Origin of the sequence: Anabaena lutea FACHB-196 (genome assembly GCF_014698305.1) — a bacterium.
Taxonomy (GTDB): domain Bacteria; phylum Cyanobacteriota; class Cyanobacteriia; order Cyanobacteriales; family Nostocaceae; genus Anabaena; species Anabaena lutea.
On sequence record NZ_JACJST010000007.1, the window covers coordinates 60,556 to 80,616 of the forward strand.

The window sequence follows — 20,061 nt, forward strand, 5'->3', positions numbered from 1 at the left end:
AAGCGATCGCACTCACAAAACCATACCCAAATAGTGATCGCACTTCATACTACCTACACCAAAAACCGATCGCATTCCATCATCCCTAAAATGGCGATCGCACTTCATCCTACCTACACCAAAAAGCGATCTTGACCTCTCCCCCAACCCCTCTCCTGCAAGGAGAGGGGAGTAAATCTTGCTCCCCCTTCCCTCGTAGGGAAGGGGGTTGGGGGGTTAGGTCTTTTCACAACATTTTTGATAAATTCTGACTAAAACTTGATCCAGTTCATTGATTACTTCTTCATTTTTAATTCTCAATAACCGCAAACCTCTAGCTGTTAAAACTTGATCTCTTTCTACATCATATTCTATTTGTTGTTCGTGAATTTTTCCATCTATTTCTATGACTAGACTAGCAGCATGACAATAAAAATCTACTATAAAACCATCTATAATTTGTTGACGGCGAAAATGTAAACCATGTAAGCGGTTAGCGCGAAGATGTTCCCACAGGATTTTTTCTGCTGGTGTCATTTGGCGACGCATTTCTTTAGCGCGTTCGAGTTTTACTGGTTCTATTTTTTGTCCAATGACTATGTTACGAAGTCCGTCTTTTTTCGGTGGTTGGTTGTTCATTTGTGGGGTGTGTTTTTATATCGTGTTTGACCTCTCCCCCAGCCCCTCTCCTACAAGGAGAGGGGAGCAAGATTTCTCCCCCTTTCCTGCAAGGGAAGGGGGTTGGGGGGTTAGGTTAGTATGTGTTGAGAAAAGATATTGCCGCCTTATAAAAAATTATTGTCTAAAATACAACTTAATATTGCACAAATAATTATATAATTTTTTACTAAATACACCTGAGACAAAAATAATTATGAGTATTGCACCTCGTCCAATGAACGTTACTGAAGCATACCGATCCTATCGCTCTGGTAATTTATTAGTCAATCGTAAGTATCAAAGAAAGCTTGTTTGGACAGTCGCAGAAAAAGAAAAGTTGATCGGAAGTATTTTGATGAAGTATCCAATACCTCTGATTTTGTTAGCAGAGCGCCCTCAAATCTATGGCAGCGGTAAATATGAAATTGTTGATGGAATGCAAAGATTAAATGCAATTTTTGGATTTATAGAAAATTCATTTGCTTATAAAAATCAGTATTTTGATATGAATGAATTTTCTTATGCTAAACAATTGTCAGAGAATGGAATTTTTCAAATAGTTAGGGAAAAAGATTCCAAGAATCTTTCTCGAGAACAATGCGCTGATATTATAGATTATCAATTGGCTGTGACTATCTATACCGCAATGGAAGAAGAAGATATTACAGAAATTTTTGGAAGAATCAATGCAAATGGCAAACATTTAAGTCGTCAAGAAAGAAGACAAGCAGGGGTAACTACAGCATTTTCGGAGTTGGTGCGAACAGTTTCTATGAAACTGCGTGGAGATGATTCAGAAAAGGTACTACTACTTGCTGATATGCCTGAAATAAGTATTGATTCGCAAAAATCTAAACAGGGTTATAAAATTCAAGCTGAAGAAACTATATGGTGTAAGCAAGGCGCTCTGACAGTTTTACAATTACGTGAAAGTGAAGATGAGCAAATAATTGCTGATCTTGCTGCATCTATCTTGCTTAATGAACCTTTACCAGTAAGTACGGAACGTTTAGATAGTTTGTATGATCCTACAAGTAGACATAGTAAAGAAGTAGAAACATCACTAATAACTTACGGTTTTAATAAGTTGAGTGATGACATAATTAAAACTTTTGCTATACTGCGAGAAACTATTGAATCTTATAGTTCTGAGCCAAAATGTTTACTTAAAGTTGTTAATCCAAATAGCAGCAATCCTATCAGGACAGCATTTTATACTATTTTTATGGCATTTTTTGATTTAGTAATTCGTCAAGAACTTACTCCTATTGATCCTACAAATATTATTAATTCTCTTAAAGAACTCCAGAAAAAATTAGATTTAAGTGGTCACTATACAACAACGGAAAACAGAAAAAGTAATATTAATCAAACTAAAGGATTAATTCAAGATTTTTTTGCAAGAAGAGAGCCACCATTGCTTGGTCATGGTGTTGAATTGGCTCTGGATTTGGAGAATTCTTTACGCCGTTCTGTCAGAGAAACTACAAGATATGAGTGTAAGCAAGGCTTGCTGGATTTATCACAGAACAGAAAACTCAATAATGACTTGATTAAAAGAATAATTGAAACAATTTGTGGGATTGCTAACTTAGGTTTAGATGGCAATGGATACATTCATATTGGAGTCGCTGATAAAAAAGAAGATGCTGAAAGAATTGCACAATTAGACAACATTAAGCCTATCGAAGTTAATGGGCGCTATGTAGTTGGAATTGATAGAGAAGCAAAAATTCAAACTAAGAATAATGTAGAACATTATGTGAGAATATTAACTGATGCTATTGAAAACTCTGCTTTAACAGAACCATTAAAAACTCAACTTTTAACAAAGTTCGATACCATATCTTACAAAGGTTACACAGTAATCAGAATTACTGTACCAGTACAAGCAGATATATCTTTTGTCGGTGATAAAACTTTCACAAGAAAAGATTCATCAACCGTAGAGATACAAGGGCGTGAATTACTTGCTGTTAATAAACTTTTCCAAAAATGAGAAATTGTAAGGTGGGCATAATACCCACCCTCACATTATACCAACAAAGCCTGATCCTCCTTACTAATCACCCTACCCTCATCCTCAAAACCGGCAATTTGATCAAAGTTCAAATAACGATACAAATTATCAGCAAAAGGATGAATTCTCTCCGCAACAATATCCATATATTCCTGTACATTAGGAAGTCTTCCCAACAACGCACAAACTGCTGCTAATTCCGCCGAACCTAAATACACTTGTGCGCCTTTACCCATGCGATTATTGAAGTTACGAGTCGAGGTAGAAAACACCGTTGTATTATCATCAACTCGCGCCTGATTTCCCATACATAAACTGCATCCTGGTATCTCAGTTCTCGCATTTGCAGCTACGAAAACATCATAAACACCTTCTGCTTTTAATTGGTGTTCATCCATGCGAGTTGGAGGTGCTATCCATAACCTTGCTTTTACCTCACCAGCACCTTCTAAAACCTTCGCAGTTGCCCGATAATGTCCGATATTTGTCATACAAGAACCTACGAAAACTTCTTGTACAGGATCATTGGCAACTTCCGATAATAACTTAACATTATCAGGGTCATTGGGAGCAGCAACAATTGGTTCTTTGATTTCGTTTAAATCAATTTCAATTATTTCTGCATATTCCGCATCTGCATCGGCTGACATTAACACCGGATTTGCTAACCATTCTTCCATTTTCGCTACTCGGCGCATAATGGTTCGCTCATCGTGATAACCCCGTGCTACCATGTTTGTTAACAAGGCAATATTTGATCGCAAATATTCGGCAATGGTTTCTTCACTCAATTTAATTGTACAACCAGCACAAGAACGTTCTGCGGAAGCGTCGGTTAATTCAAAAGCTTGTTCAACTTTCAAATTTGGTAAACCTTCAATTTCCATGATCCGTCCAGAAAAGACATTTTTCTTGTTTTTCTTTTCGACGGTTAACAAACCTTTTTGGATGGCAACATAAGGAATAGCGTTAACAATATCCCTCAAAGTTATTCCTGGTTGCAATTCTCCTTTAAATCTTACCAAAACTGATTCTGGCATATCTAAAGGCATTACACCCAAAGCACCCGCAAACGCAACTAACCCTGAACCCGCAGGAAAGGATATACCCAAGGGAAAGCGCGTGTGAGAGTCGCCACCTGTTCCCACGGTGTCGGGTAATAACATCCGGTTTAACCAGGAGTGAATGATACCATCACCAGGACGCAACGCTACACCACCACGTTGGGCGAAAAAGTCGGGTAGTTCTTGGTGGGTTTTGATGTCTACTGGTTTGGGATATGCGGCTGTGTGACAGAAACTCTGCATTACTAAGTCTGCACTAAAACCCAAACAAGCGAGTTCTTTTAATTCATCCCTTGTCATTGGCCCTGTGGTGTCCTGAGAACCGACTGTAGTCATGATTGGTTCGCAAGATGTCCCCGGACGTACCCCTGGTAAACCACAGGCTTTGCCGACCATTTTCTGCGCTAATGTGTAGCCTTTTCCGGTGTCTGATCCCCCCAGTCCCCCCTTAGCAAGGGGGGTTAGGGGGGATCGGATAAATAATTTGCTGGGTTCTAAACCTAATGCTTGACGGGTTTTGTCGGTGAGGGTACGTCCTATTAATAGGGGGATACGTCCACCGGCGCGAACTTCGTCTAAGATGGTGTCAGGTTTGAGGCTGAAGGTGGAAATTACTTCACCTACGGCGTTGGTAATTTCACCTTTGTAGGGGTAAATGGTGATCACGTCACCGGTTTCCATTTTGGTGACATCGCATTGTATGGGTAGTGCGCCGGCATCTTCGGCTGTGTTAAAAAAGATAGGAGCGATCGCACTTCCTAAAATATAACCCCCAGCCCGTTTATTGGGAACAAAGGGAATATCATTGCCCAAATGCCATAATACAGAGTTAATTGCAGACTTGCGGGAAGAACCTGTACCCACAACATCACCAACGTAAGCAACAGGATGTCCTTTTTTCTTCAACTCTGCAATGGTTTCTAAACTTCCCGGTTGACGAGTTTCTAACATCGCCAAAGCGTGCAAAGGGATATCCGGGCGAGTTGTGGCGTGGGTTGCGGGTGATAAATCGTCGGTGTTGGTTTCCCCAGGAACTTTAAAAACCGTCACCGTAATACTTTCTGGTAATGTGGGACGCAAAGTAAACCATTCGGCTTCTGCCCAAGAGTCTACCACCCGTTTAGCGTAGGGATTGGTTTTTGATAATTCCAAAACATCATGGTACGCATCATACACCAACAGAATTTTGCTGAGTGCGTTGGCTGCATAAGCGGCTATTGGTTCTTTTCCCTGTCCCCCCATAACTAGAGGTGTTTCTGACGAGTCGGATACAGATACAGTGGCAACTTGCAGCAAATCAATTAATGATTGTACGTTATAACCACCTATCATTGTTCCCAGCAATTCCACTGCGTCTATTGGTGAAACTAAGGGACTGGTAATTTCTTCTTTCGCAATAGCAGTCAGAAATCCAGCTTTTACATAAGCTGCTGCATCTACACCGGGTGGAATGCGATCGCGCAATAAATTTAATAATACCTCTTCTTCACCTTTAGGTGGATTTTTCAGTAATTCACATAATTCTGAAGTTTGTTGTGCATCTAATGGTAATGGGGGAATACCTAATTGTGCGCGTTCTTGGGTGTGTTGTTGGTATTCAGCTAACATGATTTAGCTTTTCTCCTCTAATGTCTTGCTTTCTTTATTTTATTGTAGGGGAATTGTTACAGGAGTTACGAATGGACGGAATTTGCTCTCTCATCTTTTTTCAGTAAGATAAGAAATATTAAATTTTAATGATATTTACCAATGGATTTATTGTAATCCTGATATTATTTTTATGATCAAAATCAAATTTTCAATCTCTAATGATTAAGGGATTAATACAATTAACATCTGTGGAAATTAAACATAAAATCAATCATCATAAACTTTTTGGAGTTGATAATTTCTTGGAGTATCTTTTTAATTTCTGTTAAATATGTTTAACAGCTAATCAAATAACAGCCAATCAAAAGCAAATTGATAATTTTAGTTATTATGATTTAACACCATCAGTCTTACTTTATGGTGTTCCTAACACTGATAAAACAACACTATGCTATTCCTTATTTGATAAGTTAAAACAAGAATTTACAGAGGAAATCAACTTTTATTATCAGGAAATTTATATTGATTTTTTATGTAAAAAGGTTCTTCAGTACCTAGTATGCTAAACTAATATTGAAAACTCCAATTAAGTAAGTATCTAACTCGAAAATTATTAAAATTTCTAAATCCATAGGCAGAACGTTTAATCAGCTTGAGTTTGTTATTGATGCCAAAACACCGGTTTGACTTCAACTGATGAAAATTGATAAAGTTCTGCTAATTGGGGGTAATTATCAATGAGTTCAAAAAATATGCTAGGTATTTCTGGAAATAAACGGTAGAATTTGCTGTCTGTTTTCATTTAAAAAGTTACAGCAGATTGCAGATCAATGAGGTACAGAATCTAAATTGAAACCTAGATACATTCGCCAGTTTTACTCCTGACTCCTGAACCGGAGGTCTGCGAAGCGTCTCCTGACTCCTGCTGTATGTTCTGCATTTTTATGAAAATTACATTCAAATTACATAATTATTATACGCAATTAATCAATCTTACTTGCTGATTGTTTTCCATAAAACCGCCTTGATATGTAAGTTGTAAATTGAGTATTTTTGGGGATTGGATAGTATTTCTGCTAATCACGTTACAATATGTTAGAATGATAGCAAAATATGACGACTATTCAAGATTAATTTGACATAATTTTGTGTTTTGTCAACTTGAAAGGCTAAAATCTACAATTTTTGGAGTTGTTTAGGTTATGACAACCTCACAGGAGAGGATTATCCCGACGGATTTGCGAAATGAAATGTCGCGATCTTATCTGGAATACGCCATGAGCGTAATTGTAGGTCGGGCGCTGCCAGATGCCAGGGATGGTCTCAAACCTGTGCATCGTCGCATCCTCTATGCCATGCACGAGTTAGGTTTGCTGCCCGATCGCCCGTTTAGAAAATGCGCCCGTGTGGTGGGGGAAGTGTTGGGTAAATTTCACCCCCACGGTGACACGGCGGTTTATGATGCCTTGGTGCGGATGGCACAGGATTTTTCGATGCGATCGCCCTTAATCAACGGACATGGTAACTTTGGTTCCGTAGATAACGATCCGCCGGCGGCAATGCGATACACAGAATGTCGCTTACAAGCCTTAACTAGTGCCGCTTTACTACAAGATATCGAAGCCGAAACTGTAGACTTTGCCGATAACTTTGATGGTTCTCAACAAGAACCGACAGTTTTACCATCACGTATACCCCAACTACTGCTAAATGGTTCTTCTGGGATTGCGGTGGGGATGGCGACAAACATTCCTCCTCACAACTTAGGAGAATTGATCGATGGGTTAGTGGCATTAATTCACAACCCAGAAATTACTGATATCCAGTTAATGCAGTATATCCATGGCCCAGATTTTCCCACTGGGGCGCTGGTTTTGGGAACAGGAGCGATTAAAGAAGCTTACACCACCGGGCGCGGTTCTATCACCATGCGCGGCGTTGCCAATATTGAAACTATTGAACAACGGGGAAGGCCGGAACGAGAAGCAATTGTTATCACAGAATTGCCTTACCAAACCAACAAAGCGGCATTAATTGAAAAAATAGCCGAGTTGGTAAATGATAAACGCATTGAAGGAATTGCAGATATTCGGGATGAGAGCGATCGCGACGGAATGCGAATCGTCATAGAATTAAAACGCGATGCTTATCCCCGCGTTGTTCTCAACAACCTTTACAAACAAACTCCACTCCAAGCCAACTTCGGCGCGAATATGTTGGCCTTGGTAAATGGTGAACCCCAAGTCCTCACCATCAAAGATTTCTTAAGAGTCTTCCTGGATTTCCGCGTTGAAACCATTAACAGACGTACCCGTTATCAATTACGGAAAGCACAAGAAAGAGATCATCTTTTACAGGGTTTATTAATTGCTTTATCCCAATTGGATGCAATTATTATCTTGATTCGTCATGCACCGGACGCACCCACAGCCAAAGGTGAGTTAATCACAACTTACGGACTTTCGGAAGTGCAAGCAGATGCAATTTTACAAATGCAACTGCGGCGATTAACAGCCCTAGAAGCAGATAAAATTCGTCTAGAACACGAAGAATTGCAAAACCAAATCGCCGACTTACAAGATATCTTGGATAGACGGGAACGGGTGCTAGAAATCATTGAAAGCGAAGTTACCCAAATCAAAACTAGTTTCGCCACACCCCGACGCACACTCATTACTCACGCGGAAGGAGATTTAGATGATCTCGACTTAATTGCTAATGAAAAAGTCCTGATTCTTCTCACCAAACAAGGTTACATCAAACGGATGCCCGTTAATACCTTTGAAGCCCAAAGCCGTGCCACAAGAGGCAAAGCCGGCGCTAAAGTCAAAGATGATGATACCATTGAGCATTTCTTAACTTGCTGCGACCATGATAGCGTCTTATTCTTTAGCGATCGCGGTGTCGTCTACTCGCTGAGAACCTATCAAATACCCCTTGGTTCCCGTACCAGTCGCGGTACACCCATCGTCCAAATGTTACCCATTCCCAAAGAAGAAAAAATCACTTCCATCGTACCTGTAGACGAATTTAGGGACGATGAATACTTGGTCATGCTCACCAAAGGCGGTAACATCAAAAAAACCGCATTGGCAGCATTTAGTAACATTCGCGCCAACGGTTTAATTGCCATATCCTTAGAAGAAGGCGATCAACTGCGTTGGGTACGGAGAGCTAGAGTAGAAGATAGCGTCATCATTGGTTCTCGTCACGGAATGGCCATTCACTTCCGCTGTACCCATGAACAATTGCGCCCTCTCGGTAGGGCGACTCGTGGAGTAAAATCCATGAAACTGAAAAAAGGTGATGAATTAGTAGGAATGGATATCCTCCCAGCCGCTATTCTGGAAACTTTGAATACAGAAACAGAACTGGAAACTGAAGAACTCATCGAAACCGAAGATATCATCGAAACCGAAGATATCGAAAATAACGAAGATATCGAAGAAACCGCAGAAGTAGCCAATAACAACAGCACTGGCCCTTGGGTTTTAGTGATTACAATGGGAGGATATGGAAAGCGCGTACCAGTTGGACAATTCCGCCTGCAAAACCGGGCTGGACAAGGTTTAAGGGCTACCAAATTCAAAAACCGCAAAACCAAAGACAAATTAGCCACCCTGCGAATTGTCAACAACGACGAAGAAATCATGATGGTGACAAATCGCGGTATTATCATCCGTCAGGCCGTGAATGCAATTTCCACCCAATCGCGTTCAGCTACCGGAGTGAGAGTGCAGCGTTTAGACGAAGATGACGCAATTACAGGAGTAGCAATTGTTCCTCCCGATACTGGTGATACAGGCGAACTAGAAGAAGCAGAGTAAAGGAGAGACAGGAGGATTCAACGCCAATTCACTGTGCTAAAACTCTGCGTGACTTTGCGCTAACCTCCGCGTCCCTCTGCGTTAAAAAAAATTACGACTGATATAAAGATGAAGTATTTAGGAAAAAAGCCGTTTTCATCCTTTCATCTTTACGCTTTATCCTTGATTAGTGGACTATTGATGGGGGTGACAGTCGCCCCCGTCGGGGCTTGGTTTCTAGCCTGGTTCACCCTAGCCCCATTGTGGGTGATAGTTGTTAAATATACAAAGCCCCCTGCCCCCTGCCCCCTGCCCCCTGCCTTTATTTGGGCGATCGCATATCATGGAGTAGCCCTATCCTGGATTACTGGCATTTATCCTATGGATTGGTTGGGTGTTCCAGCCTTACCAGGTTTAGCAATCACCCTTTTTTGCTGGTCATTTATTAGCCTTTGGGGAGGAATATTAGTCTCAGTTTGGGCAGCTTTAATGGTACGTTTAGATCAGGAAAAACCCTGGCTGCGTGTATTAGTTGGCACGGCTTTATGGTGCGGTTTAGAAAGCCTTTGGAGTGCAAGTCCTTTGTGGTGGAGTTCTCTTTCATACACCCAATCACCGCACAATCTGGTCATTTTACATTTGGGTCAATTGTCTGGGACTAGCACTGTAACGGCTGTGATTGTGGCTGTTAATGGGTTGCTTGCGGAAGCTTGGATTTATTTTTGCACGCAGAGTCGCAGAGGCGCAGAGAGAGAAAGAAGAGTTAATTTTTACTTAATTTCGGCGGTTACAATATTTATAATTTCTCATATTATTGGTTTTATTTTTTATAATCAACCGCTTATCCAAAACCCAGATACAAATTTAAAAATCGGCATTATTCAAGGTAATATTCCTAATCAAATAAAACTGCGTCCTGAAGGATTACGTCGCGCTATTGAAGGTTATACTGAAGGATATTTAAAATTAGCAAGTCAAGGTGTAGATGGAGTTCTCATTCCAGAAGCCGCGTTACCATTTTTTCAACGCAACCTACCACAAACCTCTTTCCTGAAAGCAGTCAGAGAGAAAGGTGTAGTTGCTTGGATAGGTGCTTTTGGTGAAAGGGGAAACAGCTATACAAACAGTTTATTTACTGTCACTGCTCAAGGAGAAATTACCAGCCGCTACGACAAATCCAAATTAGTCCCACTCGGTGAATATATTCCTTTTGAACAAATTTTAGGGGCGATTATTCAACGTTTATCACCACTAGATGAACATCAAGTTCCTGGTTTATCAAATCAGGTTTTTAGTACTCCCTTTGGACGAGCAATTGTGGGGATTTGTTACGAATCTGCCTTTCCAGAAATTTTCCGTCGTCAAGCTTTCCTGGGTGGACAATTTATTCTCAGTGCCTCCAACGATGCCCACTATACAGCGGCAATGTCAGACCAACATCATGCCCAGGATATCATGCGAGCAATTGAAACCGATAGATGGGCAGTCAGGGCGACAAATACTGGATATTCGGCTTTTGTTGATCCTCATGGGAGAACTTTGTGGAAATCAGGACATAACACCTACGAAACCCACGCAGAAACTATTTATCGCCGCCAAACGCAGACTTTATATGTGCGTTGGGGTGATTGGTTGATGCCTTTGTTGTTGGGTTTGGCTGGGTTGGGGTGGTTTTTAGGCGGAACGGTTAAACGGCTCTAAGTAGCAAGACTGAATAAAAGAAAAGTTAGTAGTAAGGACTTTAGCCCTATCAAACCTAGCAAGAGAGCTATAAATCGCTAACTACGACAAAAATTTTATTTTACATTTAATTCTGTTTACCTACTTACAATTAGGATATACTGTTTTTGCAGTATATATCTAGCCTTGAGCTAAAAGACAACCACAAATGTCTTGACATTGCCAATAAATATATAGGAATAATATTTTATTTTTGAAATATACGTAGGGTGGGCAATGCCCACCTCAGCAATGGTTTGGTGGGCATTGCCCACCCTACGAGACTTAAAATTTTATGGCTACGCCACGCAAGCTATCAGATATCATTTATGATTCCTATAGAACATATCATAATCAACTGACTATTAAGAGGCATTAATATGACAAATTCAACATCTGATTTATGGGCAAAAATTCGCCAACAATTTGATAGTTTACCATATCCTAATTATCCCCTTGATAAATCTCCCAAAAATGATATTAATGCACTTTATCTTCATAACTTAATAACCCCCTATTATTTGAGAAATCAAAAAGTTATAGACACCAAAGATAGATTAATTTTAGATGCTGGATGTGGTTCTGGTTTTAAATCATTAGTTTTAGCAGAAGCAAATCCTGGAGCAAAAATTGTCGGTGTTGATATATCAGAAGAGTCAGTTAAACTTGCACGACAGCGTTTGGAATATCATGGTTTTGATAATGCTGAATTTCATGTTCTGTCAATATATGATTTACCCAAGCTAAATTATCAATTTGATTATATTAACTGTGATGAAGTTCTCTATCTTTTCCCTGATATAGCTGTGGCGTTGCAAGCAATGAAAGCTGTATTAAAGCCAGATGGTATTATTCGTAGCAACCTACATAGTTCACTTCAGAGAGTAAATATTTTTCGCGCTCAGAAAGTCTTTACTCTAATGGGTTTGATGGATGGAAATCCAGAAGATTTAGAAATAGAAATCGTCACTGATACCATGAAGGCTTTAAAGGATAATATCAATCTCAAAGCTACAACTTGGACTGCTGGCTATGAAGGGGAAGAAAAAAAACAGACTATTCTCATGAACTACTTATTCCAAGGGGATAAGGGTTACACCATTAATGATATTTTCTCAGCTTTGAGGGTTGCTGATTTAGAGTTTATCAAGATGACGAACTGGCGACAATGGGACTTGATGAACCTATTCAAAGAACCAGATAATTTACCTGCTTTTCTAGGAATGAGCTTACCGGAAATATCTATAGAAGATAGTTTACATTTATTTGAACTTCTCCATCCTATTCATAGATTACTAGATTTTTGGTGTGGTAATCCTCAAACTGCACATACTGTTGTACCGTTTTCCGAATGGACTGATTCTAGCTGGGAAAATGTAATAGTACATCTGCATCCACAGTTAAAAACCTCTACCTTCAAAACAACCGTTCTTGCTTGTATAAGTCAGGGCAAAACCTTTCCTATCCGTAAATATCTGGCTTTAACAGAGGAATTTGTCTATATAGATAGCTCAATAGCTATTTGCTTGCTACCTCTGTTTGACAAACCTTTACCCATGATGTCCCTAGTGGAGCATTGGCAACAGTTTAGACCTCTTGATCCTCTGACAGCAGAACCTACAGATAAAGTTAAGGTTTTTCAGCTATTACAAACGCTGCTACAGGTTCTAGAGGATTTTGATTGCATTATGTTGGAGCGTCAATCTTGATTCTAGTCCGTAGTGAGCCAATACTGTTCGATTAAGAGTTTCTGTAGGTTGGGTTAAGCAAAAGCTCATTGATGTCAACTTAAGCTCAAACCGTTGTCCCACAGCCGTTTGACCCCTCCCCTTAATCCCCTCCCCGTTTACGGGGAGGGGAGACAAAGCATAGCTTTGGCGGGGTGCGGTTCTTGGGGATTGATTGGTAATCGAATAAGTTTGATATAACGTCATGACAAGCCTTTCACCTTAAGTTGACACCTATGAGCGACAGCGCAACCCAACAAATACTTATAAATGTTGGGTTTCCTAAGGTCAACCCAACCTACTTAATTCTATTTTTTTAGCTTAACCGATAATATTGCGTAGTGAGTGATTTAAAGTGCAAACGGGTGTGTATCCTTTACTAAAGCGTTAGTTATAGGTAACGTATTACAGAGAAGTATCCTGGAGATTTTTCACCAAATACTAAATAGCTGTAAGCCTTAAAAAATAAGCTTTTCAGTCTATTTATTCCATCTGGTAAAAAAAGTTTTTCAGTGGAGTGATATGAAACTGAACAAGAGTGGGTAAGTTATTTGTACAAGGAAACGATACTTCACCAGCAAGGAAAACTACTATGAAAACTGAACTGAAAGCCAAATTTATCCAACACCTCCTCGGTAAAAAGAAAGAGAACGAAGGTTTCACCCTGATTGAATTGTTAGTTGTAATTATCATTATTGGTATTCTCTCAGCTATTGCTCTACCTTCCTTCTTGAACCAAGCGAACAAAGCTAGAGAATCTGAAGGTAAACAATACGCTGGTTCTATGAACCGAGGTCAACAGACATACTATTTGGAAAACCAAAGGTTTGCCAGCCAAATCACTCTCATGGGTTTAGGTATTGCTACTAAAACTACTAACTATACTTACAAACTTGAGAAATCTGCTGGTGGTGCTTTAGATGCTGCTGGTGCTTTGGTTGCCGTACTTAACGTTGCTGATCCTGTCAACCCCACTAATCTTAGATCCTTTATCGGAGCTACTGACCTAATTCAATCTGGTGGTGCGACAACAACAACTGCAATTTTATGCCAGAAGAAAGACGCAGGTGCTTATGCTGCCAATGGTGTAAACGTTGCTACTGCTGTTGATACAACAGCACCAACATGCAACGGTACCAACGGCTTCAAAGCAATTGAATAAGATAGTTTATAAGATGGCTTTGACAACTATCAAGTTTCTAAGCATATGATACAGATAGCTTCATGTAGTTAATGAAAAGGTAGGTAATTATATTACCTACTTTTTATTTTTTTATTGTCGTTTTCACAATTATGAATAATCTCCAATCTCTAGCACAACAAGCGTTTAAAAGTTTCCAGCAAGGTGAGTATTTCCCAGCCGAAGAACTTTATCAAGAATTGACTAATCATCAACCAGAAGTTAAAGAATATCACTGGTATTTAGGATTATCTTTACTTTTACAAGGAAAAGAAGCAGAAGCACAAACTACTTGGATGTTAGCAATTTTTGAAGGGGAAGAAGAACAAATTCAACAGTGGACTTATGAATTAGTTAAAATCTTACAAACAGAAGCACAAAGACAAGAAGAATTAACACAATATCAACTTGCTTGGGTTATTCGTCAACATATTCGAGAAATTTATCCTGGTGATGTTAATAATATTTTACAGCTAATCAATTTATCTTTAGATTTAGAAAATCTGACTCAAGATAGCTTTCAGGAATTAGAAATTATTGAAATTTTAAATTCTCAGCTAGAAGAAATAGATAGAGAACTGTTATTTTCTGTCCTCAAAAAAACTCTAAAATTATTATGGTTTGAACCTTGGATATTAGATTTTCCTGAAGCCTGTATTTTCTATTTAGATCCCTTACAACTTACTCACTGTGTCATGTTAACAGCTACGGAAGCTGCTTACGCAGGACACAAGTTTAACTTAGCAATTAAATATGCTGAATTAGCTTTAAAAATAAATTATCCAGATCCAGCAGTTATTTCTGAAGTCCTTAGTCACTTAGCGACTTTTTATTATGAAATTGGCGATTTTGATCAAGGAATTAATCTTGCTAAAAGAATACATGATTTAGCCCATAATACCCCTGATTTAATCACTGCTAATGTAGTGATATTACAGGGGTTATTAAGTTCCGGTGGACGCTGGTATGAAGCTATCCCAGTTATTCAAGAATATGAAATTTGTTTAAATAAGCTAATTACAGAAAAAGCAGACATAGATAGTACTAAAATTTATCGCTTACTCAATTGTACGTACTATCTACCCTATTTGCGTGATGCTGCTAGAAAAAATCGCTTTTTACATAATGAAGTTCTCAAAATCTGCCAAACCAGTATTCAAGCCTATGCTCAAGAACAATATAAGCGGTACTCTCACGCTAATGCTCAGAGAATAAAAGCACCGAAGAAAAAACTAAAGATAGGTTATCTTTCCCATTGTTTGCGAGAACATTCAGTAGGTTGGTTAGCACGGTGGTTATATCAACATCATAATAGAGAAGAGTTTGAAATTTATACTTATTTTGCTACTTACCATTCTCATATTCATGATTTTCTCCAAGATTGGTATGAGGAAAATTCAGATCATGTCAGAAAATTAGACCGAGATGGAATCGAAATTGCTGAACAAATTCATCAAGATCAAATTGATATTTTAATTGATCTTGATAGTATGACTGCGGATATTAGCTGTGAAGCAATGGCACTAAAACCTGCCCCGATTCAAGTAACATGGTTAGGTTGGGATGGTTCTGGAATCCCTGCTATTGATTATTATATTGCTGATAATTATGTTTTACCAGAATATGCCCAAGAATATTACAGTGAAAAAATTTGGCGTTTACCAAATGCCTATCTGGGGGTTGATGGTTTTGAAATTGGTGTACCAACTCTACGACGAGAGGATTTAGAAATTGCCAATGATGCAGTAATTTATTTTAGCGCTCAATCTGGTTATAAACGCAATCCTGAAAATGTGCGTTTACAGATGAAAATCCTCAAACAAGTACCAAATAGTTATTTTTTAATCAAGGATATTAATAAAGATGTAGGTGTGATTAGAGAGTTTTTTGAACAAATTGCTGAATCAGAAGGAGTTAGTAAAGAGAGATTACGCTTTTTAGAAAAAGTACCTTTATCCTCAATTCATCGTGCCAATTTAATGATTGCTGATGTGGTGTTAGATACCTATCCCTATAATGGTGCAACTACAACAATGGAAACTTTATGGGTGGGTGTACCTTTGGTAACGAAAGTGGGAGAGCAATTTTCAGCCCGCAATAGTTATACAATGATGGTGAATGCGGGTATCAGTGAAGGTATTGCTTGGAGTGATGAAGAGTATATAGAGTGGGGTGTGCGTTTAGGTAAAGATGCAGATTTGAGAAAACAAATTCACTGGAAATTATTAAAGTCACGTCAAACTGCACCGCTTTGGAATGGTAAACAGTTTACTCGTGAAATGGAAAATGCTTATCAGCAAATGTGGTTAAAGTACATTGATAAGTAGGTGAACAGAAAAAACCGTAGACGCGAAGCGGCTTCTCGAAGAGTAATATGTAACGAAAAGTAAAGTTGCCCAAAACCTCTTCTCTGTTCCCTGTTCCCTTGTCATAACGACAATTTTTAACGCCAACCGGACTTGAAAATAAAACCCCACCCCTAACCCCTCCCCGCTGTTTCGTGGAGAGGAATAAGAAGTTTTTCATGTGTCCTGGTGTACGCAGTTCATGATGGCTACTTAGTTGAAATCCTGAAATTATGTTAATCTTTAACCAAAGGGCTTAGTTTACGGTTGTAGGCATCACTCTATGAGATCCTGACAAATGACCCATTCTAACCGAAAAGGATTTTGATTATGATAAATATCACACAAAACCAACTACAACAACTGTATGAAATTGATGATTATCTCTGGTTAGAAGAAACCATTAAACTTCTAAAAACCAAAAAATTAGAAAATTTAGATTTAGATAATTTAATTGAGGAATTAGAAAGTTTGGGAAGAAATGATTTAAACAAAGTTAGAAGTCTTTTAAGACAGATTATCATTCATCTTCTTTTGCTACAATATTGGCATCAAGAATATGATCGAAATTGTTCCCATTGGGAGGGAGAAATAATTGCTTTTAGATATGATTTAAATAATAGCTTAACCACGACATTAAAAAATAAGCTATTTCAAGAGTTAGAACATATTTATAATGTTGCTGTTAAAATTGTCAGTACAAAAACAGGATTATCATCAAACCTATTTCCTGATAATTGCCCTTATTCCTTGGAACAATTATTAGATGATAATTGGTATCCTGAGAAACATTCATGAGGTAAAAATAAATGACCAGTCTTTACGATAAAGATTATGCTTATTGGGCTGAAGAGATGGCTGCAAAACTACAACAAAGACAGTTCCATGAATTAGATATTGAAAACTTAGTGGAGGAAATTAAAGATTGGTCAAAACGAGAAAGAGATAAACTCCTTAGTAGTCTGCGTTTAATCATTCATCATCTACTTAAGTGGGATTATCAACCAGAAAAACGTTCCCGAAGTTGGCAAATAACCATTAAAAGAGAGAGAAATAATATTGCTTTCTATTTAGAAGATAGTCCTAGTTTGCAAAAATATCTTGCTGATGATTGGCTCAAAAAACTTTATCTAAATGCGAGTTTAGATGCTACCAAAGAAACTGATTTAGATTTTCCCTTAAACTGTCCTTATGACATCACAGAAGTTTTAAACCGTGATATTAAACTAGAGTGAACTACCCACACTGAGTTGGAGTACCAAGTACAGTATCGGCTTCTGTACTCACATTTAAAGTTGGGAAAGTAAATTTTGGATTAAATTTTTTCTGTAGTTGGTATTGTATTAGAAGATTGAAGTTGATTTCTCTTCCACATTTACCGAATATATGTGTAGAAGTATTTGGTATTCTTTAATTTTGTAAGCCTTGTTTAACTAGAAATAGAAAGTTGATCAATCAGGCTATGTAATTCATAGGATTTGAGATTTTCAACTGGTACTTCTGCTAAAGCTTGTTCATCTTCATTAGGTAAGATAATTTTGGCATCAATACGAGGTAATAAAACTTCCCATTGAATAGCAGCCAAATTTCCTACTGGAACAATTTCTAAACCTTCACTAATGTCTAAATCTTCTTCCATTAGTAAATTCATAGTAACACTGGATAAAAACATTGCTGCTTCTTCCGCATCGATACTACTAATACTAATCAGTAGGGTAGTATTAGAACTCTGAGGATAATTAGCTAATTCTTTGATGATTTCTGTCAACTCTAAACCTAGTTCATCTTCTGGTTGTGACCAGTCAGGGAATATAATTAAATTAGTTTCTTTGAGATTTAAAGACAATAAAGTGGCATTAAATAATGCAGAACTCACAGTTTGTGCCATTTTTGTCCAAGAGAACTTTTTAGCCTGTGCTAAACCAGCGGGAATTAATGACTGACGAACAGTAGGTTTCTGCACTTCACAGAGAGCATTTGTCAGTCCTTCTACATCATTATCATTGACATAAATAGCTGCTTCCGCTGTGACTTCTGGAATTGAAGCATTAGGACAAGTAATTACAGGACAACCACAAGCCATTGCTTCTAATAGAGGCATTCCAAAACCTTCATATTTAGAAGGATAAACTAAGGCCACTGCACCAGAGTAAGCTAGTGCTAATTCTTCATCACTAAGTTGTAGTATATGTACAGTACTACCTGATGTGTAGGTTCTTAACTCTGGCTCAAACATCCCACCAATACCAGTACAAATAATATCAAATCCGTACCTACTTGTTAGTTGTGAGAAAGCTTTGAAAAATAAAATACCATTTTTATAATCACCACTAGCACCAACTAATAGAAAGTATGGTTTATTAATGCCATACTTATATTTAAAAACTTTAAGCTCATCTTCAGAAGCTGGAGAAAAGAGAGAATCTACACCACAATGAGCAACGGTAATTGATTCTAAGGGTATGTCAGGGAAAATTTGAGCTAAATCTTTAGCAGTATTTTCAGAGATGGTAATATAAGCGGAGGCGTGTTTAATTCCGTTATGTTTTTCACGCCACATAGGTTCATCAAAGTTCGCTCCCAATACTTCAGGTATCATGTCATAAGCCATAAATACTGAAGGGGTATCAATGGGAGTAGTGTAGTAAGAAGAAATAAATAATTCGGCTTCTTCTTCATCACATATTTGTTGAAGCATCTGCTTATCAGCTTCGGTATTGTTATAGTCGTAGTAGGGAATAGTGCAGTAGCGAATACCGGGAATTTGAGGTGCGGTGTTAACTCTATCTAATACCAAAATATGCTTGGCAAAATCAGTATTTGACCATTGTTGTAAGAGACTGCGCCACACTCTAGCTATTCCAGTTCTGTAGAGTTGGAAAAATACTCCATCAATGATTATTTGTGGTTTAGCATGGATACGAAAAATTGACTTCAGATAATTTTTAATTAAATCTAAATCTTGGTTTTTATTAAACTTTAAATTACTGTCTAGGTCATTGGTGTATTGATAGTCTATAAACTGTAAACCATCTTTTGTAAATAAAATATTCCAAGGGCGAAGATCGGCGACATTATCTAGCTGTTCAAGTCTATCAAATTCGGTTTCAATTTTTTGAATACAAGTTTCATAACTAGGCATTAAAACTTGCCCAATTTGAGCAACATCAGAAATAAGTATACCCGGAATTGCTTTAATATCTTGATTAAGATGAGATTTATGAATTACTAATCCTTCGGAATCGGCTTTGAGAATATAACTACGAGGTTGTAACGGATAACCTATATAGGGAAATATAGATTGTCTTTGATAATTAGGAGATTCAGCATAATAAAATGAACGTTTTAAATCAGTATCACAGTGAGTTGTAGCTTCATAAGGCATTTTGATAAAAACAGGTTTAACTTGACTAATTTTCTCTAAAGTTAACTGTTGTTTTAAAACATCTTTACCACAAACTCTCGATTCATCAGGATGGGGAAGTTCCATAATAAAAGATTTGGAAACTTGATTGAGGTTGGTTAAAAAATCTTCCGCATCTTGAATATGATGTAAAACTGACAACAAAAGAGTAACGTCAAAATAAGTACAAGCTTGAGCGGCGCTACATAACCATTCTGTGCTAACTTCAGAATGAATTAAAATTATATTATTAACACCTTCTAGTTTAATTAATTCTTGTTGCAAACGTGCATAAGGATATTGTTTTTCAATACTTACGAATATGTTTTCAGGAAATAATTTAGCAAGATTAATAGTAAAAAAACCTACATTAGAACCAATATCTAAAATAGTCTGTTTTGGTTTTATATAATTTTTGATTACTTCTAATCTTTCAAAATCGTTTGCTCTAACTCCTTCTCTAATTAATTTTCCATGTAAATAAATAGATTGATAAACTTCAGGTAAAGCATCTATCAATTTTTCTAAATTCGTTTCTGCATTAGTGGACATAATTTATTCTCCTAAT

General features: G+C 37.9%; 11 protein-coding genes and 2 pseudogenes. 8 read left to right on the top strand and 5 right to left on the bottom strand.

The annotated features are described in order from the left end of the window. Positions 1-216: 216 nt before the first annotated feature. Entirely contained in the window at positions 217-618 is a 402-nt protein-coding gene (locus tag H6G59_RS09595; RefSeq protein ID WP_190713803.1) for an endonuclease domain-containing protein, read from the bottom strand. 235 nt (positions 619-853) lie between these two features. Here H6G59_RS09595 and H6G59_RS09600 point away from each other — a divergent pair, with 235 nt between their 5' ends. Next, a complete protein-coding gene (locus H6G59_RS09600) occupies positions 854-2,638 on the top strand; it encodes a GmrSD restriction endonuclease domain-containing protein (protein WP_190713805.1) in 1,785 nt (594 codons plus the stop codon). 35 nt (positions 2,639-2,673) lie between these two features. On the opposite strand, the gene acnB is transcribed toward H6G59_RS09600, so the two are convergent. The 3 genes and pseudogenes from acnB to H6G59_RS09615 all read right to left on the bottom strand — a co-directional run. Further along, a complete protein-coding gene (gene acnB / locus H6G59_RS09605) occupies positions 2,674-5,331 on the bottom strand; it encodes a bifunctional aconitate hydratase 2/2-methylisocitrate dehydratase (protein ID WP_190713807.1) in 2,658 nt (885 codons plus the stop codon). Positions 5,332-5,880: 549 nt separating this feature from the next. Beyond that, positions 5,881-5,985: pseudogene (locus tag H6G59_RS09610) on the bottom strand (transposase); the annotation flags it as partial. A gap of 10 nt (positions 5,986-5,995) precedes the next feature. Then, a pseudogene (locus tag H6G59_RS09615) lies at positions 5,996-6,115 on the bottom strand (DUF2887 domain-containing protein); the annotation flags it as partial. 400 nt (positions 6,116-6,515) lie between these two features. Here H6G59_RS09615 and gyrA point away from each other — a divergent pair. From gyrA to H6G59_RS09650, 7 genes are all read left to right on the top strand, one after another. Next, positions 6,516-9,140 carry a DNA topoisomerase (ATP-hydrolyzing) subunit A gene (gyrA, locus tag H6G59_RS09620; protein WP_190713809.1) on the top strand — a complete coding sequence of 875 codons (2,625 nt, stop codon included), beginning with the start codon at positions 6,516-6,518 and terminating at the stop codon, positions 9,138-9,140. 108 nt (positions 9,141-9,248) lie between these two features. After that, positions 9,249-10,820: an apolipoprotein N-acyltransferase gene (gene lnt / locus H6G59_RS09625; protein ID WP_190713812.1), complete on the top strand. Its 1,572-nt coding sequence runs from the start codon at positions 9,249-9,251 to the stop codon at positions 10,818-10,820. A gap of 398 nt (positions 10,821-11,218) precedes the next feature. After that, positions 11,219-12,547, top strand: coding sequence for a class I SAM-dependent methyltransferase (locus H6G59_RS09630; RefSeq protein WP_190713814.1), 1,329 nt, complete (start codon positions 11,219-11,221; stop codon positions 12,545-12,547). 610 nt (positions 12,548-13,157) lie between these two features. Beyond that, positions 13,158-13,727, top strand: a complete 570-nt coding sequence (locus H6G59_RS09635; protein ID WP_190713816.1) for a type IV pilin-like G/H family protein — start codon at positions 13,158-13,160, stop codon at positions 13,725-13,727. 131 nt (positions 13,728-13,858) lie between these two features. Then, positions 13,859-16,072: an O-linked N-acetylglucosamine transferase, SPINDLY family protein gene (locus H6G59_RS09640; RefSeq protein ID WP_190713818.1), complete on the top strand. Its 2,214-nt coding sequence runs from the start codon at positions 13,859-13,861 to the stop codon at positions 16,070-16,072. Between the two features lie 348 nt (positions 16,073-16,420). Next, positions 16,421-16,888 (top strand): DUF29 domain-containing protein, encoded by a 468-nt coding sequence (locus tag H6G59_RS09645; RefSeq protein ID WP_190713820.1) that lies wholly within the window; start codon positions 16,421-16,423, stop codon positions 16,886-16,888. 11 nt (positions 16,889-16,899) lie between these two features. Then, positions 16,900-17,325, top strand: a complete 426-nt coding sequence (locus H6G59_RS09650; RefSeq protein ID WP_190713822.1) for a DUF29 domain-containing protein — start codon at positions 16,900-16,902, stop codon at positions 17,323-17,325. Positions 17,326-17,519: 194 nt separating this feature from the next. On the opposite strand, the gene H6G59_RS27720 is transcribed toward H6G59_RS09650, so the two are convergent. Further along, entirely contained in the window at positions 17,520-20,045 is a 2,526-nt protein-coding gene (locus tag H6G59_RS27720; protein ID WP_190713824.1) for a glycosyltransferase, read from the bottom strand. Positions 20,046-20,061: the final 16 nt, after the last annotated feature.